Origin of the sequence: Bacillus sp. IS1, assembly GCF_032461585.1 — a bacterium.
In the GTDB taxonomy this organism is placed as follows: Bacteria; Bacillota; Bacilli; order Bacillales; family Bacillaceae; genus Bacillus; species Bacillus velezensis.
Window position 1 is genome coordinate 71,114 of sequence record NZ_JAWCWR010000006.1, and the last position, 22,828, is coordinate 93,941.

The window sequence follows — 22,828 nt, forward strand, 5'->3', positions numbered from 1 at the left end:
ACTTCTCACAACTAGAAAATCTGGAGGCGCGTTTCATGTATATGACAGCGAGAGAACAAAAATTAATGAAACATCTATTACTGCAGAACCGGTACGAGACAGTGCATGAACTGGCGGAAGCTTTACAAGTCAGCACAAGAACCGTTCACCGCGAGTTGAAAACAATCAAACCGATGATGGAATCATTCGGTCTGGCACTTGATAAACAGCCCGGCAAAGGACTGAAAGCGGTAGGAAACCCGGAGGACAAACAAAAACTCCTGTCAGACCTGTCCTATGAACAGCATGAATACAGCGCTGAGGAGCGGAAACTTTTAATTCTATGTTCACTATTAGAGTCTCAAGAGCCGATCAAGCTCTACAGTCTGGCGAACGAACTGCAAGTGACAAACGCGACGATCAGCTATGACCTGGATGAGCTGGAGACTTGGATTGCGCCCTTCGGCTTGACGCTGATCCGAAAAAGGGGCTTCGGCATTCAGCTGACGGGGCCGGAAAATGCGAAACGGAAAATCGTCGGCAATCTCATCGTCAACCGCCTTGATATTCAAAGCTTTTTGGAAGCGGTTGAATTGAATATTAAAGGAAAACCGGACGATGCTGAAAAAATGTTCGGCGTCGTAAATAAAGCGGAACTTTTGAAAATGGACCGGCTCTTAATTCAGCTCAAGGAAAAAATCGCGATCGCCTTATCTGACAGCTCATACATGGCGCTTGCGGTTCATTTAACCTTTGCGATGGACCGGATCAGGCTCGGAGAAACCATCACGATGGAGGCTTCAGAACTAAAAGCGCTGCAGCAGACGAGGGAGTACGGCTCTGCGCTGGAAATGGCAAAAGAGCTTGAAAAAGCGTTCGGCGTTTCAATTCCGGAAGCTGAGATCGGTTATATCACCATTCATTTGCGGAGCGCCAACCGCAAATACAAAACGGAATTCAAACCGGAAGACATAGAGGTTGAAACGGCCTTGCAAACGAAGCAGCTGATCGGCTTCATTTCTGAAAAAATTAAAATTGATCTGACGGAAAACGGTTCTTTATACGACGGTTTAATCGCCCATCTGGAGCCTGCGATCAACCGGGTAAAAGAAAATATCGACATGTACAACCCGATGACCGAGCAAATTAAACGCGATTACTTTCTGCTGTACATGGCCGTAGAAGAAGGAATGGAAAAATTCTTTCCGGGGCTTCTTTTCTCTGATGATGAGATCGCTTTCATCGTTCTTCACTTCGGCTCCGCTCTGGAAATCAAACGGGAAGAAGCGAAGATCAAAGCGCTGATCGTCTGTTCTAGCGGCATCGGGTCGTCCAAAATGCTCGCATCCAGGCTGAAAAAAGAGCTTCCGGAAATCCGTTCCTTTGATATGTCTTCCCTCATCGAACTGAAGGACCGAGACACCGCCGCGTATGACATGATCGTATCCACTGTTCCGATCCCGTATGAAAACATTGATTACGTCATGGTCAGTCCGCTTTTAAACGAAGAAGACGCTGATCAGGTCAAGCAGTACATCAAAAGAAAAATTCCGCTGATTCTTGACAAAAAAAGAAACGGTAAAAGAGAAGAGAAGCAGCCGGAGACGCCTGATATGCTGGAAGCGGCCGGCCGTATGGCGCATTACGCGGCGGTTATCCAAAGCGTGCTGCGGAACTTTTCGATCAAATCCATTGATTCAAACACGGCGTATGAGCTGTTTTTGAACCGTATGTTTGACATGCTGGAGCAAGAAGGATTGGTTCATAATGCCCAAAAAACCGCACAGCGCCTTGCTGAGCGTGAACGACAGGGCGGACTCGGCATTCCGGGAACGGCGATGGCCCTGTACCATCTCAAAAATGAAGAAATTGTCACGCCTTTTTTCAAAATTTATGATTTGACAGCTCCATGCAGTGTCAAAGGCATGGACGGAAATTCCCTGACCGCCGACCGCGCTTTGGTGATGATGGCGCCGGCTGATATGCCCGCTGAAGGGTCGGAAATACTAAGTGCGGTCAGCTCGGCCATTATCGAGTCTGAAGACAGTATAAAAGCCTTCCAGACGGAGGATGAGGCCGATTTATACAAACGTTTAAACAAGCTGTTTTATCATTTCATTCAGGAGAAAGGACAGCGGTAAACAGGAAGCGCACACCTCATGTGGGGTGTGTTTTTTTGTGCATGTATGAGGGTAAGGGGAAGGGAAGAAACTAAAAACACGGGACTATTGTATCATTCACTGATGGAATAGTTCTAAAACAAAATAGTTTTACAAGTTATATTTTTTGGTTTAAAATGGGTTGCGTGAGAAAGAAAATCTGACAGAGTTTTTTTGTGATTTATCATTATGGGAGATGAAAATATGGAGACATTACAGCATCTGATTCTGCATGACATTTCAAATAGCGAAGAGATCGAAGCTGTAAAAAGCGGTGCGTATACCCTGACCTACGCGGAATATCGAAAACGAATCAACCAGCTTGCACAAGCGCTTCTTGATAAAGGAATAAAAAAAGGCGACAGAGTGGCGATGCTTTGCAAAAACGGCCACGCGGCATCCATTGTCATGTTTGCGGCACTCGAAATCGGCGCGGTGGTTGTGCCGGTCAGCTGGCAATTAACACCTTACGAAATGAAAGGCATTTTAGCAGCCTGTGAACCGAAAGCTGTTTTTTACAGCACTGAATTTAAAGAGATCATGGAAGAAGTGCTTCCTGCGCTTGCATCTTCTCTTAAACTGAAGGTCGTAACAGGAACAGCTGCGGAGACAACGCCTGAGTTTGACGCTTTATTGACAGGCTCCGGTGATACACCGGATGTCGAAACGGTGTCTGAAAACGATACGGCATTGCTGATGTTTACCTCAGGTACAACCGGCAATCCGAAACGCTGCATGATCACTCACGGCGGCATATACAACTACGTAAACGCGACATTGGCATACACGGGGAGAATGCAGCATGTCCGCTTCTTAGCATGCCATCCGAATTACCATACGAGCGCGATTATCTGCCAGATGGTCGGCACGATGAGCGGAACGACATTCATTATGACAGACAATCAGGACCCTGTGGAAAACTTGAAGCTCATCGAAAAAGAGAAAATTCAAACCGTGATGGCGCTGCCTGTCTATTACACATACCTGCTGAAAGCATGGGAAACGCATCAGACTGACATGTCTTCTATCGTTTATATGATGACGGGAGGCACAAAGGTGCCAAGCAGTCTGATCCAGCAGTATCTCGACATCGGCATCCCGCTCATGCACGGATACGGAAGCACGGAAGCGTGGGGCATCAGCTCTTGGAATCCGCAAATGGGAATGGATAAAGCCGCTTCCGCGGGTAAACCGATGGAAGAAGTGGACGTCCGCGTTGTAGATCCGGAAACAGGCGAAGTCCTTCCGCAAGGCTCAATCGGAGAAGTCGTTGTGACAAGTCCGTTTTTATTCAAAGGCTACGAAGGTAACGAAGAAGCGACACGAAAAGTGCTGAAAGACGGCTGGTTCCATACCGGCGATTCCGGCTATGTGGATGAAGACGGATTTATCTTTATCACCGGACGTTATAAAGATGTCATCATCTACGGCGGGGACAATATTTATCCCGACCAGATTGAAGAGGTCATTCAGCAAGTGCCGGGCATTCTCGAAACGGCGGTTGTCGGTATCCCTGATCCGCTCTACGGCGAAAAGCCGAAAGCGTTCATCGTGACAAACGGCAGAGAAGGCCTGACAGAAGAAGAAGTGACCCGATTCCTTCAAGAACGTCTTGCCGCCTTTAAAATTCCGGAAATTGAGTTCGTCAGCGAACTTCCGAAAAACAACCTTGGAAAAGTGAGAAAAGACGTGCTCCGCAAACAAGCGGTACGTTCATAATAGAAAATAAAAACCCGGCTGCCAGCCGGGTTTTTTTCTTGCGTTCCATGTGAAACATTTTTCTCCGAAAACGTTTTGAACTGTCTCATTCATGTTTATCCGGAAGACTGCCGAGGTAGACAAGAAATATGAGATCGAACAAGAAGGAGGAACTTGACATGGAAAACTATCCGAAGGAATTCCCGGCGGAATCACAAAACCGCCAGCCGGGCATTGAGAGCGAAATGAATCCGGCGCCTGTTTATGAATACAAAGAATATAAAGGCGCTGATAAATTAAAAGGGAAAACCGCACTTATCACAGGGGGCGACAGCGGTATCGGACGCGCCGTAGCGGTTGCTTACGCGAAGGAAGGCGCAAATGTCGCGATCGTCTATTTTGATGAACACGATGATGCGAAAGATACAAAAAAACGAGTGGAAGAAGAAGGCGTAAAATGTCTGTTAATCCCCGGCGATGTCGGTGAGGAAGACTTTTGTAATGAAGCCGTTGAAAAAACGGTTGAAGAATTCGGGCGTCTTGATATTCTCGTGAATAACGCCGCGGAACAGCATCCGAAAGAAAGCATTAAAGATATCACAAGCGAGCAGCTTCACAGAACCTTTAAGACAAACTTTTACTCACAATTTTATTTGACTAAAAAAGCGATTGATTACATGAAGCCGGGCAGCGCGATCATCAATACGACATCCATTAATCCTTACACAGGCAATCCGCAGCTGATTGACTACACGGCTACGAAAGGCGCGATTAACGGTTTTACGAGATCCATGGCGCAAGCGCTCGTCAACGACGGTATCCGTGTCAACGCCGTGGCGCCGGGGCCGATCTGGACACCGCTTATTCCGGCGACATTCTCAGAAGAAACAGTCGCTTCCTTCGGTCAGACTACGCCGATGGGCCGGGCAGGCCAGCCTGTTGAACATGTCGGCTGCTATGTGCTCTTGGCCTCAGATGAATCATCTTATATGACCGGGCAGACGCTGCATGTCAACGGCGGCAAATTTGTGACCACATAAGGGGGCTGAAGCATGACGATATCGAAACATGACGTGAATGCATACTATCAAAAAGCGGGAATCGTTCTGACTGATGATGAAGTCGAAGACATTCAAATCATGGATTACGGCTTAGGCAAGCTTGAGGAAACCGGGCTTCAGCTGTTTATTTACGTGAATACCGACCGCTACTGTTCGAAAGAATTGGTGCTCTTCCCGCGCCAGACGTGTCCGGAACACCGCCATCCGCCGGTCGGCGGCGAGAAGGGAAAACAAGAGACATTCCGCTGCCGCTGGGGGAAGGTGTACCTCTACGTGGAAGGTGAAAAGACAGAAAACCCAAACGTCCTCCCGCCGGAAGAAGACAAGGAATACTACACCGTCTGGCATGAGATTGTGCTTGAACCGGGCGGACAATACACCATTCCGCCGGATACGAAGCATTGGTTTCAAGCGGGAGAAGAAGGGGCGGTCATTACGGAAATGTCATCGACAAGCACGGATGATCACGATGTTTTCACCGACCCGCGCATTTAAGGATGAGGCTGCACGCCTCATCTTTTTTTGTATGGAAAAAAATAAATTTACCTGTATAATGGCTAATAAAGGAAAGAAGGTGTGGTCGTGTTTTCCTGTCAAATCCGGGAACATCTGACGATCAGATTGCTTGCCAAAGAAGATACGGACGAATTGTATTCTGTTATGAAGCGAAATCAAAACCATCTCAGCGAATGGCTCAGCTGGGCGGAAGAACTGGCTGATATTGATACGTACCGAGATGTGATCATCCCTGAATGGCGCTATAAATACGCGGAAGAGAATGGGTTTGACGCCGGAATTTTTGTGAAGGGCCGGTTTTGCGGCATGATCAGCATCCATAATGCCGATCCAGTCAATCAAAAAGCAGAGATCGGCTACTGGCTGGATCGAGAGCATGAAGGATTCGGCATTATCACCGCAAGCTGCCGGGCGGTCATCACCCATGCATTTCAGGATCTCGGCCTGAACCGCATCATGATCAGCGCGGCTGAAAAAAACACGAAAAGCAGGGCGGTGGCAGAACGGCTCGGATTTCAGAAAGAAGGACTGACGAGAGAAGGCATTTTCGTACAGGGCGCCTATCATGACACGGTGACCTACAGCATGCTGAAGCGGGAATGGAGCGAAGATCGGCAGAAGAGCACATTTCTTGGTTTAAATGTCTCCCCAATGTGGAAAAGTAACAGCGGAGACGTTAAAAAGGAGTGATTCTTCATGAATCAAAATGAAATCAAAGAAAAAGTGCTTGAAGTACTGGATCATCATAAAGTCGGTTCGCTTGCGACGGTAGAGCAAGGCAAACCGCATTCACGCTACATGACATTTTTCCATGACGGCTTAACGATTTACACGCCGACGAGCAAAGACACTCATAAAGCGGAAGAAATTGAAAACAATCCGAATGTTCATATTCTGTTAGGGTATGACTGTGAAGGATTCGGAGACGCTTATGTGGAAGTGGCCGGAACCGCCAAACTGAACAACTCAGCCGATTTAAAAGAAAAGCTGTGGGATCCGAAACTGGAACGCTGGTTTGACGGAAAAGACGATCCGAACCTGGTGATTCTTGAAATTGAACCGAAGCAGATCAAGCTCATGAACGCGGGTGAAAAAACGCCGGCCGAGCTGGAACTTTAAAAATCATTTGATCATTCAGGGGCAATCTGTTATACTTAATTGCTAAGTGACAACATGCAAATAAAAAAGAAAGTAAACTTCTTTTTTCTGTTTTGATATAGAAGCTTCAGGCTTCAACGGACAGCTTGAAAAAAAGCTGAGCTTATTCTTTTCCTTCTGACATTCGCCCCTAACGAAGAGATGGAAAAAAGACTTTTTGTTTTACAATTCACACCGGCGCGGCTTCGGAGCCGCAGTGACGATTGAGAGGTAGGGCTTTCGTTGTCTTGTGTTCAAGAACTTCCATGGTGTTTACTTTCGAAGAATGATTCTATCGGAACTGTTTATACGAATCACCCGCGGGCTAAGGCGGGCAACCATATATTATTTATTTGCGTAAGAAAAGAATAAGACAAAACCGCGCCGGACATCCGGGCGGTTTTTTTATGCAACCGGCCGAAACCTCGCCGCAGTCTGCAGAGTCTAATCAGTAGAAAAGATTTGGAGGAATCATACATTGCACGTTATTACTTCACAAGTACTGTTTATCTTCTGTTTTCTGCTGCTGATACATTCGATTGAAACGCTTGCCTATGCAACACGCCTTTCCGGCGCGAGAGTCGGTTTTATCGCGTCCGCGCTGTCATTATTTAATGTCATGGTCATCGTGTCGCGCATGTCAAACATGGTTCAGCAGCCGTTTACCGGACATCTGATTGATGCCGCCGGATCAAACGCCTTGTCTCTTGTGGGCGCCCAGTTTCGATTTTTAATATTCGGCTCCACGGTCGGAACGATACTCGGCATCTGTCTTTTGCCGACATTCGTCGCGTTATTCACCCGGGCGATTATACACTTGGCGGACGGAGGAGGCTCCGTTATGCAGGTATTTAAAAAAGGATTTTCACTGAACGGGCTGAAGCATGCGCGTTCTTATATCAGACTGCCGTCAGTCTCCTATTTAAAGGGGCTTCAATTCCGAATGATCCCGAAACGCTTGTTTGTCATTAATATGGTCATTACGTCTATTTACACGATCGGTGTTCTGTCCGCTCTGTACGCCGGCCTTCTGGCGCCTGAGCACAGCACGACGGCCGTGATGGCATCAGGCTTAATCAACGGAGTTGCGACTATGCTGTTGGCTGTGTTTGTTGATCCGAAAGTTTCCGTACTGGCAGACGATGTGGCGAAGGGCAAGCGCAGCTACGTCTCCTTAAAATGGACATCATTGACGATGGTCACATCAAGGGTCGCGGGCACGCTTCTCGCTCAGCTCGTATTCATCCCCGGCGCTTATTATATCGCCTGGGTGACGAAATGGATGTAACGCATGAAAAAAGCTCCTCTGCAGAAGAGGAGCTTTTTTATTGATAATGTCTCAGGCCGCGATCATAAATAAAATTACCGAACGGAATAAAGGCCGCGATAAAACCGGCGGCTGACCATTTCACATGCCATTTGACAGTGAACGCCGCATACGCCAGCACCGCCAGATAAATGATAAACAAACCGCCGTGAATGGAACCGGCAATAGTGACGGCGAGCGGATGATGAGCCCAATACTTCAGCGGCATCGCGATAAACAGCAGCACCAAAAGCGACATTCCTTCAATAAACCCCATCGTGCGAAGTCTGCCGATCGGCGTGTGTAACATACAGCTCCCTCCTGTCGGACATCTTTTTTCCTCTATACTATAAGCAAAGGGCAGTCCTAATATGACCATTTCGCGTCTGTTCCTAAAAAACCTTCATTAATTCAGCCTGTTGTTCTTGTCATTTTTCGGATTTCTCTTGATAATATAGCCAAAAGGGTAAGGAAGGACTACAGTCATGAAACTAGATAATGTTGATCTGAGCATCATTAAAGAGCTGCAGCGGGACAGCCGCCTGTCCATGCGGGAGCTTGGCAGAAAAATCAAATTGTCAGCCCCGTCCGTCACAGAGCGTGTCAGACAGCTTGAATCCTTCGGCGTTATTAAACGCTATACATTGGACATTGATCAAAAAAAGATCGGACTTCCCGTTTCCTGCATTGTCGAAGCGACGGTGAAAAACGGAAAATACGATCAATTCAAAACCTACATTCAATCCATTCCCAACATTGAATTTTGTTTTCGGGTCGCCGGCGCGGCGTGTTATATGCTGAAGATTAACGCGGACAGCCTGGAAACGATCGAACACTTCATTAACCGCACCTCTCCGTATGCCCAAACCGTGACCCACGTCATTTTCTCAGAAATTGACACAAAAAACGTCCTCGATTAGAGAGAGCGTGAGGAAGTCTGTTATAATAACAGGATGATTGTGAAAGAAAGAGAAGTGAAAAGCATGTCAAAAACAGTTGTATTAGCTGAAAAACCTTCAGTCGGCCGGGACTTGGCCCGCGTGCTGAAGTGTCATAAAAAAGGAAACGGATATCTTGAAGGCGACCGCTACATCGTCACATGGGCGCTCGGGCATCTGGTAACGCTCGCTGACCCTGAAGGATACGGCAAAGAATTTCAATCATGGCGGCTTGAGGATCTGCCGATTATTCCGGAGCCTTTAAAGCTCGTCGTCATTAAAAAAACAGGAAAACAGTTCAATGCGGTCAAAGCTCAGCTTGTCCGAAAAGACGTCAGCCAGATCGTAATCGCTACAGACGCAGGACGGGAAGGGGAGCTTGTGGCCCGCTGGATCATCGAGAAGGCAAACGTCCGCAAACCGATTAAGCGGCTGTGGATTTCTTCTGTGACAGATAAGGCGATTAAAGAAGGATTCCAGAAGCTCCGCAGCGGCAAAGAGTACGAAAACCTGTATCATTCCGCGGTTGCCAGAGCGGAAGCGGATTGGATCGTCGGCATCAACGCGACCCGCGCCCTGACGACGAAATTTAACGCACAGCTGTCATGCGGACGCGTTCAGACTCCGACACTGGCGATGATCGCCAAGCGTGAAGCGGACATTCAGGCGTTCAAACCCGTTCCTTATTACGGTCTCCGCGCGGCGGCTGATCAGATGACGCTGACATGGCAGGATAAAAAAACAAAGCAGACAAGAACATTCGATCAGACGGTGACCGGCCGTTTGGCAAAAGATCTGCAAGGAAAGCCGGCAGTCATTTCAGAATTGAAAAAAACGGCGAAGAAAAGCTTCGCTCCCGGTCTTTACGACTTGACGGAATTGCAGCGGGACGCTCATAAGCGCTTCGGTTTTTCCGCAAAAGAGACGCTGTCCGTGCTTCAAAAGCTGTATGAACAGCATAAGCTTGTCACTTACCCGCGGACGGATTCCAGATTCCTTTCCGCAGACATCGTGCCGACTTTAAAAGACCGTTTAAACGGCATGGAAGTTAAGCCGTACGCACAGTACGTCAATCAAATACTGAAGCGGGGCGTCAAGGCGCATAAAGGATTCGTCAATGATGCGAAAGTATCGGATCACCATGCTATCATTCCGACAGAGGAGCCGCTGATCCTTTCAAGCCTCAGCGACAAAGAACGAAAACTTTACGATCTGATTGCCAAACGTTTTCTCGCCGTGTTAATGCCGGCGTTCGAATACGAAGAAACAAAGGTTACAGCCGATATCGGCGGCGAAACATTTACCGCAAAAGGGAAAACGGTTCAATCGCCTGGCTGGAAAGCCGTGTATGATATGTACGAGGATGACGACGATCACGAGGAAGACAAAGACCAGACGCTCCCGGATCTTCAGCAGGGTCAGCGCCTCACTGTCTCATCATTGAAAGAAACGAGCGGACAGACGAAACCGCCGGCGCGCTTTAATGAAGGCACGCTGTTATCCGCAATGGAGAACCCAAGCGCCTTTATGCAGGGAGAAGAGAAGAACCTAGTGAAAACATTGGGTGAAACCGGCGGACTCGGAACAGTCGCCACCCGCGCTGATATCATTGAAAAACTGTTCAACAGTTTCTTAATCGAGAAAAAAGAAAAAGATATTTTCATTACGTCAAAAGGGAAGCAGCTCTTACAGCTCGTCCCGGAAGATTTAAAATCGCCGGCCTTAACCGCTGAGTGGGAGCAAAAGCTCTCCGCCATCGCAGCGGGCAAACTGAAATCCGCCGTGTTCATTAAAGACATGAAAACATATGCGGGCAAAACGGTGAAGGAAATCAAAAACAGCAGCCAAACTTTCAGACATGACAACATTTCAGGCACCGCCTGCCCTGATTGCGGCAAAATGATGCTTAAAGTCAACGGCAAACGCGGCACGATGCTCGTATGTCAGGATCGTGAGTGCGGCAGCCGGAAAACGCTGGCAAGAAAAACAAACGCCCGCTGTCCGAACTGTCATAAGAAAATGGAGCTTCGCGGCCAGGGCGAAGGCCAAACCTTCGCATGTGTATGCGGCCACCGGGAGAAACTGTCCGTCTTTGAAAAGCGCAAGGCGAAAGATAAATCCGGACGCGCATCCAAGCGGGACATCAACTCTTATATGAAAAGCCAAAACAAAGAGGAACCGATGAACAACGCGCTGGCAGAACAGCTGAAAAAACTCGGCCTGGATAAATAAATCAGAGAAAGGTAGCATTTGTAACGAAATGCTGCCTTTTTTTGTGTTTTTTACTGTAATGGGAATACGATCCTGTGAAGAGGGAAAAGGTGAGCAGGCGGTGCTCCCATTTAAAATTTTCCAATGTGAAAAAATGCTAGTATTCTTTTATCGTTTCCTATATAGTAAAAATACTTTGTGAAAAAATAAGATATGGGTCTAAAAAAGGATTTGTAAAATAGGAGGATAGACTGTGAAGCAATTCGTTTTTCGTCTGATGATCCTTTTGATTTCGATCGTTCTGACGGCGGGGTGCGCGGAGGCCGGCACTGAAAAACAGGCGGCGGCCGAACCGTCCGGACGGCTTCAGCCCGCAGAGCATTTTATTTATCATAAATTGATGAACGGGCGGGAGATGATCCGGACGAACATATCCGGTGAGCCGGAATATTTATCTGAGTCTCTCGGACTATGGATGGCATTTTTGCTGAACAGGAAAGATGAACGGCAGTTTCAAGCGCAATATCAGCTTCTCACCGATTCGTTTCTGACGAAAAACGGGCTCGTGTCGTGGAAGATTGACGGGAATAAAGCGAGCGGCACCAATGCCTTAATTGACGATTTCAGAATTATGAACTGTCTGAATGAGGCCGGAACCCTGTGGGGTAACAGTGAATACGGGAAAACAGCGGTGCAGATCGGGAAGGCGCTGGAAAAATACAATACGAATGACGGGTATTTTACGGATTATTATGATGCCGCTTCAAATGCCGCATCAAAGACCGTGACGTTGTCCTATGTCGACCCCGGCGCCTTACAGATGCTCAGAGAAAAGGGGATTATCGATGAGAAAACGGAAAACCGGAACCTTGATGTTCTCAATCTTGCGCCCCTGAAAAATGGTTTTCTGCCGAAATCGTTCAATACTGAAACAAAGGAATACAAATATGACAGCGAAGTGAATGTCATCGACCAGCTGTACGCCGCCGTGAATCTGAAGCGGGGCGATGACAAAGCCGCCGTGCTGTCAAAATGGATGATAGAGGAATTTAAGTCGCGCGGACAGCTGTACGGACGGTACAGCGCAGACACGAAGGAGCCGGCGGTTCAGTACGAATCACCGTCCGTTTACGCCCTGGCCGTTCTTTTTTTAGCAGAACAAAAAGCTGATCCGGCTGTCATCAAGCCGCTTTATGAAAGAATGACTTCATTTGAAACGCTGGACACGCTGAAACCTGATTACGGCGGTTATATGAGCGGGGGCGATACACATTCTTTCGATAACCTGCTGCCGCTTCTGGCTGAAAGGAAATTGTTTAATGAAAATATCATTCAATGAATCACAAAAACTGTGCAGCTACACAGCAGTTATGCTGGTGCTGCTGTCTTTTTTTATTTACTATGCGTCTCAGCAATCCGCAGGGCTTCTGATAACCTGCATCACATTGCTTGTCACGGGAGCCGGCATATGGTTCGGGGCAATCTACGCGCTCGTCATCACCTTACTCGTCTTATTTGTTCTCGGCAGCCTGCTCCTGTGGTTTCAGACCGGGGGCTTTATGGCGTCTGCCGGTGCCGAAAGTCTGCAGGTGCTGGTCATTTGGGGGATTGCGCTGCTGCTCTTTTCTTACATAGCGGGAAGGATTCACGAGTTGGCGAAGGAGCTTGAGCGCTCAGTGAAACAGCTGCGTGAAGAGATTACGAGCTTTGTCGCCGTCGACAGGGTGACCGGCTTTGACAACCATCTGCGGATGAAGCTGGAGCTTTCTGAGGAAATCAAGCGGGCGGAACGCTACGGCAATTCCTTCGTCTTTTTGCTGCTGCACATGCATTATTTCAAGGAATTCAAATCCCTCTACGGAGAAAAAGAGACCGACCGTCTGCTGGCATTTATCAGCCGCCAAATCCGGTCAAGCGTTCGGGAAACAGACAAAAAATTCAGGCCGTCCGCCGAACGGTTCGGCATCGTGCTGACCCATACGCCTGAAGAAAACATGCCGGCCGTTCTGGCGAAGCTGAAAAAGGAATTGGATACGTACCGGCTGCAAAACGGTAAATACGTCTCCATCACCTTCCGTGTATGTTACTTGGCGTACCGAAAGGATTTACAAACGGCCGAGCAATTTTTAAATGAACTGGAAAACGAGATGATGATGAATGAACTCTAAATGGATACGTCTCTTACTCTCGGCGCTCTTCATGATTTCGGCGGTTTATGTTCCCCTTACGGCGGAAGCAAAAGACAAAAAGGACGGCATTCTCATTATTTATACAAGCACGGACGGCAAAGAAACCGCTGAGGTCAAAATGCTTGATCTGACCGCGGGCCATTTCTCATCAGCCGTCACCGTGAAAAGCGACGGAGACATCACAGCCGCGGACCTCAAAAAGAATCGGCGCGTCATCTATTACGGCGTCACGAAAAAAAAGCTCAGCACATCATTTGTGTCACTGATCAGCAGCATGCCGCAGCAGCTTATCAGCATCGGCTATAACGCCGGACAGTTCCGCCAATTTGCGGGTTTGTCCCTGACAGAGAAAGAAACGGTATACCGCATTTACGGCAAAGAAGAAAAAACAGACATGCCGCTTGATAAAGGAATGTCCGTGCTCGGCGTATCGGGAGTAAAAGGAAAGCCCCTTTATACATACCGGTCCGGTGACGGCAGCACCCGCCCTTTTATGTGGAAAACGGCGCGCTCTGACTATTATTTCGGTGTGACGAGCCTGTTAAATGATTCGTTTCTGACGGCGAAAGCGCTGCGCAGCGCTTTCGGAGAATCAGCGGGCGGCACCCTCCTTTATTTGCGGCTTGAAGACATCAGTCCGATGTCAGATGAAACATTGCTTTACGAAGCGGGCGCTTACCTGCATAAAAGACACATTCCGTTTATTCTGGCGGTCATTCCGGTCTATCTCAATCCGGAAAACGGAGAAAAAGTATACCTGGCGGACAAGCCGAAAATGGTCAGCGTCCTGAAAAAACTTCAGCAAATGGGCGGCAGCATCATTATTCACGGCTACACGCACGCATACCGATACAGCGAAACGGGAGAAGGCTTTGAATTTTGGGATGCCAAAGCGGATCAGCCGATTACGTCAGAAAATGCGGATGATACTCCGGTCAAGCTTGAAAAGGAACAGGATTTTCCGAATGAAAAAGCGTACCGGGCGTATGTGAAGCCTTTCCGTGAAAAAGAAAACATCTACACGAGAACGAAGCTGGAGCAGGCGATTGACGATCTGACAGAGCTCGGCCTTTACCCGCTGTCATTCGAAGCGCCGCACTATACGATGTCTGAAGAAGGCTACAAAATCGCATCTTCTTATTTCTCCAGCATTTTCGGACAAGTGCAGCTCAGCGGCACGACGTGGAAAACCTCGGGCGCCCCCCCGTTCGTCTCAAAGCCGGCTATGCTGGACGGGATGACGCTGTACCCTGAAACAATCGGTTATGCCGATAACTCAAAGGAAAATCCGCTCGGAGATATGGAGAATCATATTTCGCAGATGATTGATTTCGGCGGCGGAACGGCGGGCGGTTTCTACCATCCGTATCTCGGCATGAAATACCTCCCCGAGCTCGTCAATCAGATGGAGCGGATTCCCGGCGGCGAGTGGCTCGATCTGAAGAAAACGAAGCAAACGGTAACGTCGGACAGCGTCAGGATCAAAACGGACGGAGACGGAACCATTCATGTGGAAAACAAGATTCATCCGATAACGGCCTTTTTCAATCACCATCAGCAGACGCCTCTGGAAAAAGCGCTTTGGATTCTCTCCGGCGTGGTGTTATTGTTTATCATCATGTTCGCCTGCTACGTTCTTTATTTGCGCGCCACATTAAAAAAACGAATCTTTAAGGAGAGAAGAAGCCTTGAGTAACATTCTGTTTTTTATCTCATTAAGTTTAATATGGGTGATGCTTCTCTATCACATGTTTCTGATGCAGGGCGGATTCAGGCATTATATGACCTTCGAACGGAACATTCCGAAATGGCGCGCAAAGATGGGGGAGCTCCCGAAGGTCAGCGTGCTCATTCCCGCGCATAACGAGGAGGTCGTCATCAGGCAGACGCTGAAGGCGATGGTGAACCTGTATTATCCGAAAGACAGGCTTGAGATCATCGTCGTTAATGATAATTCCTCCGACCGGACGGGAGACATCGTCAATGAATTTTCCCGTCAGTATGACTTCATTAAAATGGTCATCACAAAGCCCCCGAACGCCGGAAAAGGAAAATCTTCGGCGCTGAACTCAGGGTTCGCGGAATCGAACGGAGACGTGATCTGCGTGTATGATGCGGACAATACGCCGGAAAAAATGGCGGTGTACTACCTGGTTCTCGGTCTGATGAATGATGAGAAAGCGGGAGCGGTTGTCGGGAAATTCCGTGTCATCAACGCGGCCAAAACGATCCTGACGAAGTTTATCAATATTGAAACCATCTGCTTTCAGTGGATGGCGCAGGGCGGCAGATGGAAATGGTTCAAAATCGCCACCATCCCGGGGACGAACTTCGCGATCAGGCGGAGCATTATCGAACAGCTCGGCGGCTGGGATGATAAGGCGCTGGCGGAGGATACCGAGCTGACCATCCGCGTGTATAATCTCGGCTACCATATCCGCTTTTTCCCGGCGGCCGTGACATGGGAGCAGGAGCCTGAGACATGGAAGGTGTGGTGGCGTCAGCGGACAAGATGGGCGCGCGGCAACCAATACGTGGTTCTCAAGTTTTTATCCCAATTTTTCAAGCTGAAACGCAAGCGGATCATCTTCGATCTGTTTTATTTCTTTTTTACGTATTTTTTGTTTTTCTTCGGTGTGATCATGTCAAACACGATTTTTATCATCAATCTTTTTTACGACCTGCATCTGGCAGTCGGGTTTTTGGCGATGATTTTGTGGATACTGGCTTTTTTCCTGTTTATGACTGAGGTCATGATTACTTTAAGCATTGAAAAAACAGAAATGAACAAACAAAACTTCTTTATCGTATTTCTGATGTACTTTACATACTCTCAGGCTTGGATCGTGCTCGTCATCTGGTCATTATTCACAGAGATCAAGCACCGCTTGTTCAAGCAGGAAGTCAAGTGGTACAAAACGGAGCGATACAATCAAAATAAAAGCGGGTGACCTTTTTGAAAAAAGCGATCATATTGATAACGGGCCTTTTGCTATTGATGTATAACGGGCAGGCGGCCGCGGCCCGGGAACTGAAAACGGACGGTTCCGCCCTCGGAACAAGCGCCGGCGCAAAAGAGCAGCAGGCGCTGACTGGCGATCTGATGACACTGTACGGGGCGAAAGACAGCGCAGAGCTGACCTATCAGATTCCTGCGGGAGCTTCGAATGCCGATCAGTCGCTTCTGATTGATTACGAGGCGTCAAACTTATTAATTGCCCCGTCTTCTTTAACCATCGCCATTGATGATGAACCCGTCAAATCCATAAAGCTTGACGGCAGTTCCAAGCGGAAAACGGTGAAGCTCAATCTCAGCAAAAGTCAATCCGCCCAAGGCTATCACAATGTATCATTACGATTTTACGGCGTATTAAAAGAGGGCGTCTGCGTCAGGCAGGATACGTCAGGCAACTGGATAAAAATTTATCCCGACAGCCGCCTTGTGCTTTCAGAAGCAAGCAAATCAAAGGGAGCGGATCTCGGCCATTTCCCGTATCCGTTTGCCCAATCAGGCAATACGGGTGAAGAAACCGATATTATTCTTCCTGACAAACCGACCTCGGCGGAAGCTGAAGCCGCAGTCAAAACAGAAGCATTTCTGAAAACGGCAGACAGCAGGCTGAAGGTATCCTATGTAAAAGAATCCGACGCCGGCAAAATCAGCAATCCGTCAATTGTCATCGGCGCTGATCGGCATTGGAACGGCAAAATAAAAGATCTTTTCGAACAGGGGAACATCAAAGCGGAAGACAACAAACTTCTTCTCGCTGAACGGGTTCTGACATCAGGGGACAAACGGCAGCCCGTCCTGTTTGTCACGGCGCAATCAGACAAAACGCTGGCGGATAAAATCCGCGTCATCACAGACAGCGCTTATTCAGCTCAGCTGGGCGGAGATACTTTGACAATCGGCCGCCTTCAGCCCGCTGCGGAAAAGACAGGCAATAAACTGACACTAGAGGACTTCGGCGCGGGAAATGTAACGATCGGATCAAACAAAACGGCGTCAGAGCACTTCTTTTACCCTGCGGCGGCCGCTGTTGATAAAGACGGTAAGGTCAAGCTTTCACTTACATTAAAAACGTCGGAATCGATCCGGACGAAGGCGGATTCAGCAAATGACGCCGAGAGAGCGGAGCTGAACGTCATGGTCAACGGACAGCCGAATGCGGTGCGTCTTGATGATCTCGGCAATAAAGATAAAGACGGCTTTTACCACGTCTCAATCCCGATTGATCCGAAGCTTTTGCGAAGCAGCAGGTACATTGATCTGCAATTTGTCACATCAGGCTTGAAACATAACAATCCGTGTATCGACCGTGACGAAAACAAATGGGTCTATATTGATAAAAGCAGCACGCTGACGTATCCGGTAAGCGATGCAGCGCAGAAAGCTGATTTCGGGCAATGGCCGCTCCCGTTTGCGGGCGGCGGGAAAGAGAAAACAGTGATCGTCATCCCGGATGACGTAAACATGCAGACACTGAAAGAGCTTTCTCTGGTGGCGGATTCATTCGGAAACGGCTTTACCGTAAAGACGGCATCAGACATGAAGGAAGCGGATGCCAAAGGCCGGAATGTTGTGTTTATCGGAGGCCTGCCGCAAATTCCGCTTTTGAAATCAAACGCTTCTAAGCTTCTCGTGCCCTCAGACCGCAGCGGCGCGTACGATGTTTCTTCGTTTCAAATGCTGAATGAGACAACGAAACAAGTCGCGTTTACCCAGGAATCACCTTGGGACTCCGGCCGGAGCATCGCTGTTTTTGCTCCGTTATCAGGAAGCGGCGCGTCTGTCACAAAAGAGCTGATCAGCTTTTTAGACAGCACAAGCGATGCCGCAACCGTCATTAACGAAACGGCCGGCCGGCAGCTGTTTTCGAATCATCAGCAAATCAAGTCCGATGACAGCAGTCCATCGGCTGATACGAAAAGCCGTTCCGCAGCACTGAACGTTACGTATATTGCTGTTTTCGCGGCGCTTATGATCATTGCGGCCGGTCTGATCTGGCTGACGGCAAGAAGGAAAAAAAGAAAAACGGATCATGAAAAAAGCGAAGAGTAATGAAGGAAAAAGAGGCTGTTAACAGGCCTCTTTTTTTGTATTTTTATTTCCATTTCTGGCGGTGATTTTTTTATTTTTGAAACAGCATAAAAGCCCCTTTACAACTGAACGGGACGGGAGTATGATCTCTTTTATAATCTATATCGCTTAATCTGTAATCAGAGCGGGGGAACCAATTTGCGGCGCGTGATGCCGCTTGGGGTGAATCCTTTTTCAGGTAGGGCCAACTCTCATCAGCCCGAATCCGACAGCTAACCTCGTAAGCGTTCATGAGAGGAGATGAATGAAACCTGTGCACGATTATGGCGCAGGGGCATCCGTTTGCCTCTGTGTCTTTTTGCTGTGCTGAAATATGGCATGCAATCGTTATTCGGAGACATCATAGCAGTAAGGGTTTGTAAATCAAACGGAAAATGAAAAAAAGGGGAAAACAACAAATGTACCATTCAATCAAAAGATTTTTGATTGGGAAACCGCTGAAATCACAGGCGGCCGGAGAGCAGAAACTCACGAAACTCAAGGCGCTCGCCATGCTTTCTTCAGACGCGCTGTCATCAGTTGCTTACGGAACGGAACAGATTCTGATCATTTTGGCTGCGGTAAGCGCGGCCGCGTTTTGGTATTCCATTCCGATCGCAGCCGGTGTTCTCATTTTGCTGCTTGCTTTGATTCTGTCCTACAGACAGATTATTTACGCTTATCCGCAAGGCGGGGGCGCTTATATGGTTTCAAAAGAAAACCTTGGTGAGAAGCCGGGTCTGATTGCGGGCGGCTCATTGCTTGTTGATTATATTCTGACGGTGGCGGTAAGCATTTCTGCCGGAACTGACGCCATTACATCGGCATTTCCGGCCCTGCACCCGTATCATTTGCTCATTGCTGTTTTGCTTGTAATTCTGATTATGATTTTAAATTTGAGAGGACTGTCAGAGTCGGCGTCCATTTTGGCGTATCCCGTCTATCTGTTTGTGGCGGCGCTTGTCCTTTTGATCGTCGTCGGACTGTTTAAGCTCATGACGGGCCAGGTTCATCCGGCCGAACACACGCCGATCGGCACACCCGTGGCGGGCATCACGCTGTTTTTGCTGCTGAAGGCCTTTTCATCCGGCTGTTCGGCACTGACCGGTGTGGAAGCCATTTCAAACGCGATCCCGGCCTTTAAAAATCCTCCGGCAAAAAACGCGGCCCGCACTTTGGCCATGATGGGGATTCTGCTGGCAATCTTATTTACGGGGATTACGGTGCTGGCGTACGGATACGGCACGGGACCGAAGCATGACGAGACCGTTATTTCGCAAATCGCCGCGGAAACTTTCGGCCGCCATACGGTGTATTATTTCATTCAAGGCGTTACATCCTTGATTCTCGTGCTTGCGGCGAATACGGGCTTTTCCGCTTTTCCGCAGCTGGCGTTTAATTTAGCGCGCGATCAGTATATGCCGAGAATGTTTACGGTACGAGGCGACCGATTAGGATTTTCAAACGGAATCATCTTTCTCGGTATCGCGTCCATCTTGCTCATTCTTTTATTCGGCGGCCGCACGGAACATTTAATTCCGCTTTATGCCGTCGGCGTGTTCATTCCGTTTACGCTGTCGCAGACGGGAATGTGCATCAAGTGGATCAGGCAGAAGCCGAAGGGCTGGGCGGTAAAAATGCTGATCAACTCATGCGGCGCCGCCATTTCATTTATGGTGCTGTGTATTTTATTCGCGACGAAGTTCAATCTTGTCTGGCCGGTGCTGTTATTCATGCCTGCTGTCGTCATGCTGTTTTTCGTCATTAAAAATCACTACACCGCGGTCGGCGAACAGCTGCGGGTCGTTGATCAAAAGCCTGAGGAAATCAGGGGAACCGTCGTCATCGTGCCTGTCGCCGGTGTCACCACCGTCGTCCAAAAATCGATTCAGTATGCGAAATCATTATCGGATCAGGTCATTGCGGTTCATGTTTCCTTTGACAGAGAAAACGAAAAAAAGGTGGAAAAGCGCTGGGAAGAACTTCATAACGGCGTCCGCCTCGTCACCCTGCATTCCTCATACCGCAGTCTGGTTCACCCGTTTGATAAGTTTTTAGAAACGGTCGAACAAAAAGCGAAAAAAGAACAGTTCTCCGTGATGGTGCTGTTTCCGCAATTCATTACGAAAAAACGCTGGCAGACCATCCTTCACAACCAATCAGCCTTCTTGCTCCGAGTCCGGCTGTTTTGGAAGAAGGACATAATCGTCGCCACCCTGCCGTATCATTTTAAAAAGTAACGGCAAAGACCGCAGGCTAAAATGCCGCGGTCTTTTTTGTAAAGGAGGACGACATGGCTCAAGGCGCTTTTGTCATCATTCAAAATGACGGGCGGGACATATTACTCGTAAAACGAAAAGACATTCCCTTATGGGATTTGCCCGGGGGCAGGATCGCAGAAGGTGAAACACCTGAATCCGCAGCCGTCAGAGAGGCCTTCGAAGAAACCGGTTATAACGTGACCATCATAAAAAAAGCCGGTGAGTATGAAAGGCCGGCATTTGAAGATACACAACATGTAATCATCGGAGCCATTACCGGAGGAACTCCGCTGATGAACGGGCCGGAAACCGCCGCTTTACGCTGGTTTTGTCCTAATCGGCTGCCGCTGTTCATGGTGCCGAACAGAAAACGGCAAATAAAAGACGGACTCAATGGGGCGGCAAATCGTAAGGCAGTTCTTAAAGACCGAAATCTGTTATCCATCCTTGATCTGCTAAGAAAAAAGCTGAGAGTATAGCCTGTGTTTCAACCCGTATGAAAAAGGGGATGAATACAGGTAAAAGGAGGATGCAGTATGCCAAGTAAAACAGCAGGACACGTAATGACGGAGCTGCTTGAACAATGGGGAGTCGGTCATATATACGGCATTCCCGGAGACAGCATTAATGAATTTATCGAAGAACTGAGACATGAACGAAATAACCTGACATTCATCCAAACCCGGCACGAAGAAGTCGCAGCCCTGGCCGCCGCGGCTGAGGCAAAACTGACCGGGCAGATCGGTGTCTGCCTTTCAATCGCAGGACCGGGAGCCGTTCATCTGCTGAACGGTTTATACGACGCCAAAGCGGACGGTGTTCCGGTGCTGGCGATTGCGGGACAGGTTGCCTCAGATGAAATCGGCCGTGACAGCTTTCAGGAAATCAAATTAGAGCAAATGTTTGAGGACGTGGCGGTATTCAACCAGCAAGTACATACGGCAGAAGCGCTGCCCGATCTTCTGAATCAGGCGATCCGCACGGCTTACAGCAAAAAAGGCGTTGCCGTTTTAACCGTTTCTGATGATTTATTCGCGCAAAAAATCAAACGGGAGCCGGTTTACACATCGCCGATATACCTCAAAGCTGATATAGAGCCGAAAAAAGAACATCTCGTGACATGCGCGCAATATATTAACAACGCAAAAAAACCGGTCATTCTCGCCGGCCAAGGGTTAAAATCGGCAAAAGAGGAGCTGCTCGCATTCGCCGATAAAGCGGCCGCTCCGATTGTCATTACCCTTCCGGCAAAAGGCGTCGTGCCTGACAGCCATCCCCACTTTCTCGGGAATCTCGGGCAAATCGGCACAAAGCCCGCCTACGAAGCAATGGAGGAATGCGATCTGCTGATCATGCTCGGTACGTCGTTCCCATACAGGGATTATCTCCCGGATGATACGCCTGCTATTCAGCTTGATTCGGATCCGGCGAAAATCGGGAAGCGCTATCCCGTCAATGCGGGAATCGTCAGTGATGCGGCTCTGGGACTGAAAGAGCTGACGGAATACATTGAATATAAAGAAGACAGAAGATTTTTGGACGCCTGCACCGAGCACATGAAGCATTGGTGGAAGGAAATCGAAAAGGATGAAACCGAAGCGACTCATCCGCTCAAGCCGCAGCAGGTCATTGCCCGGCTTCAGGATGCCGCCGCAGAGGACGCCGTCCTGTCAGTGGATGTCGGAACGGTTACGGTGTGGATGGCCCGTCATTTTAAGATGAAGAAGCAGGACTTTATCGTCTCAAGCTGGCTCGCCACGATGGGATGCGGGCTTCCGGGAGCGATTGCCGCAAGCCTTGCCGAACCTGAGCGGCAGTCCATCGCCATTTGCGGAGACGGCGGATTTTCAATGGTGATGCAGGATATGCCGACGGCTGTTAAATACAAACTGCCGATTACGGTTGTCGTTTTAAACAACGAAAATTTAGGCATGATTGAATATGAACAGCGGGTCAAAGGCAACATTGACTACGTCACCCAGCTGCAAAATATGGATTACGCCGCTTTTGCAGAAAGCTGCGGAGCAAAAGGCATCAAAGTGACGAAACACGAGGAATTGGCTCCCGCTTTTCATGAAGCGCTCAACTCAAATGAGCCGGTCGTCATCGACGCCGTCATCGGCGACGAGCCGCCGCTTCCGGGAAAAATCACTTACGGCCAAGCGAAGGGCTTCAGCAAATACATGCTGAAAAACTTCTTTGAAAACCAAAAAATCGAAATGCCGTCACTCAAGAAAAGCTTAAAACGGCTGTTTTAACAAATAAAAATAAACAGGCAGCATGCCTGTTTATT

The 22,828-nt window shown here is 48.6% G+C and carries 18 protein-coding genes and 1 riboswitch; of the genes, 17 read left to right on the forward strand and 1 reads right to left on the reverse strand.

Annotated features, from left to right (window positions below; genetic code table 11):
• Window positions 1-35: 35 nt before the first annotated feature.
• From RUW00_RS18380 to RUW00_RS18410, 7 genes are all read left to right on the forward strand, one after another.
• Window positions 36-2,120: a BglG family transcription antiterminator gene (locus RUW00_RS18380; RefSeq protein WP_094296384.1), complete on the forward strand. Its 2,085-nt coding sequence runs from the start codon at window positions 36-38 to the stop codon at window positions 2,118-2,120.
• Between the two features lie 222 nt (window positions 2,121-2,342).
• Entirely contained in the window at window positions 2,343-3,857 is a 1,515-nt protein-coding gene (locus RUW00_RS18385; RefSeq protein WP_014416929.1) for a class I adenylate-forming enzyme family protein, read from the forward strand.
• A 158-nt stretch (window positions 3,858-4,015) separates the two neighbouring features.
• Window positions 4,016-4,876: an SDR family oxidoreductase gene (locus tag RUW00_RS18390; protein WP_021495102.1), complete on the forward strand. Its 861-nt coding sequence runs from the start codon at window positions 4,016-4,018 to the stop codon at window positions 4,874-4,876.
• Between the two features lie 12 nt (window positions 4,877-4,888).
• Window positions 4,889-5,392, forward strand: a complete 504-nt coding sequence (locus tag RUW00_RS18395) for a D-lyxose/D-mannose family sugar isomerase (protein WP_017419249.1) — start codon at window positions 4,889-4,891, stop codon at window positions 5,390-5,392.
• Window positions 5,393-5,479: 87 nt separating this feature from the next.
• Window positions 5,480-6,103 carry a GNAT family N-acetyltransferase gene (locus tag RUW00_RS18400; RefSeq protein ID WP_022552606.1) on the forward strand — a complete coding sequence of 208 codons (624 nt, stop codon included), beginning with the start codon at window positions 5,480-5,482 and terminating at the stop codon, window positions 6,101-6,103.
• Window positions 6,104-6,109: 6 nt separating this feature from the next.
• A complete protein-coding gene (locus tag RUW00_RS18405; RefSeq protein ID WP_003156270.1) occupies window positions 6,110-6,532 on the forward strand; it encodes a pyridoxamine 5'-phosphate oxidase family protein in 423 nt (140 codons plus the stop codon).
• 496 nt (window positions 6,533-7,028) lie between these two features.
• Entirely contained in the window at window positions 7,029-7,838 is an 810-nt protein-coding gene (locus RUW00_RS18410; protein WP_014416933.1) for a lipid II flippase Amj, read from the forward strand.
• Window positions 7,839-7,875: 37 nt separating this feature from the next.
• Here RUW00_RS18410 and RUW00_RS18415 read toward each other — a convergent pair whose 3' ends face one another.
• Complete coding sequence (locus RUW00_RS18415) at window positions 7,876-8,166, reverse strand: DUF3817 domain-containing protein (protein ID WP_007410179.1); 291 nt, start codon at window positions 8,164-8,166, stop codon at window positions 7,876-7,878.
• 175 nt (window positions 8,167-8,341) lie between these two features.
• Here RUW00_RS18415 and lrpC point away from each other — a divergent pair, with 175 nt between their 5' ends.
• The 10 genes from lrpC to RUW00_RS18465 all read left to right on the forward strand — a co-directional run bounded on the left by lrpC (window position 8,342) and on the right by RUW00_RS18465 (window position 22,793).
• Complete coding sequence (gene lrpC, locus RUW00_RS18420) at window positions 8,342-8,776, forward strand: transcriptional regulator LrpC (RefSeq protein WP_003156263.1); 435 nt, start codon at window positions 8,342-8,344, stop codon at window positions 8,774-8,776.
• 63 nt (window positions 8,777-8,839) lie between these two features.
• On the forward strand, window positions 8,840-11,026 hold the full coding sequence (locus RUW00_RS18425) for a DNA topoisomerase III (protein ID WP_003156261.1): 2,187 nt from the start codon (window positions 8,840-8,842) through the stop codon (window positions 11,024-11,026).
• Window positions 11,027-11,258: 232 nt separating this feature from the next.
• Window positions 11,259-12,344: a lipoprotein YdaJ gene (locus RUW00_RS18430; RefSeq protein ID WP_280144851.1), complete on the forward strand. Its 1,086-nt coding sequence runs from the start codon at window positions 11,259-11,261 to the stop codon at window positions 12,342-12,344.
• A complete protein-coding gene (locus RUW00_RS18435; protein WP_209387902.1) occupies window positions 12,325-13,173 on the forward strand; it encodes a diguanylate cyclase domain-containing protein in 849 nt (282 codons plus the stop codon). Before RUW00_RS18430 ends, RUW00_RS18435 begins: the two co-directional genes overlap by 20 nt.
• Window positions 13,163-14,890: a DUF2334 domain-containing protein gene (locus tag RUW00_RS18440; RefSeq protein WP_280144852.1), complete on the forward strand. Its 1,728-nt coding sequence runs from the start codon at window positions 13,163-13,165 to the stop codon at window positions 14,888-14,890. The genes RUW00_RS18435 and RUW00_RS18440 overlap by 11 nt, the downstream gene beginning before the upstream one ends.
• Window positions 14,883-16,145, forward strand: a complete 1,263-nt coding sequence (locus RUW00_RS18445; RefSeq protein ID WP_017419244.1) for a glycosyltransferase family 2 protein — start codon at window positions 14,883-14,885, stop codon at window positions 16,143-16,145. The genes RUW00_RS18440 and RUW00_RS18445 overlap by 8 nt, the downstream gene beginning before the upstream one ends.
• A gap of 5 nt (window positions 16,146-16,150) precedes the next feature.
• Window positions 16,151-18,256: a cellulose biosynthesis cyclic di-GMP-binding regulatory protein BcsB gene (locus RUW00_RS18450; RefSeq protein ID WP_280144853.1), complete on the forward strand. Its 2,106-nt coding sequence runs from the start codon at window positions 16,151-16,153 to the stop codon at window positions 18,254-18,256.
• Window positions 18,257-18,390: 134 nt separating this feature from the next.
• Window positions 18,391-18,537: riboswitch (cyclic di-AMP (ydaO/yuaA leader) on the forward strand.
• A gap of 156 nt (window positions 18,538-18,693) precedes the next feature.
• Window positions 18,694-20,514, forward strand: a complete 1,821-nt coding sequence (locus RUW00_RS18455; RefSeq protein ID WP_021495096.1) for an APC family permease — start codon at window positions 18,694-18,696, stop codon at window positions 20,512-20,514.
• 53 nt (window positions 20,515-20,567) lie between these two features.
• Window positions 20,568-21,014, forward strand: coding sequence for an NUDIX hydrolase (locus RUW00_RS18460; protein WP_280144854.1), 447 nt, complete (start codon window positions 20,568-20,570; stop codon window positions 21,012-21,014).
• A gap of 57 nt (window positions 21,015-21,071) precedes the next feature.
• Window positions 21,072-22,793, forward strand: coding sequence for a pyruvate oxidase (locus RUW00_RS18465; RefSeq protein ID WP_280144855.1), 1,722 nt, complete (start codon window positions 21,072-21,074; stop codon window positions 22,791-22,793).
• The last annotated feature ends 35 nt before the right edge of the window (window positions 22,794-22,828 follow it).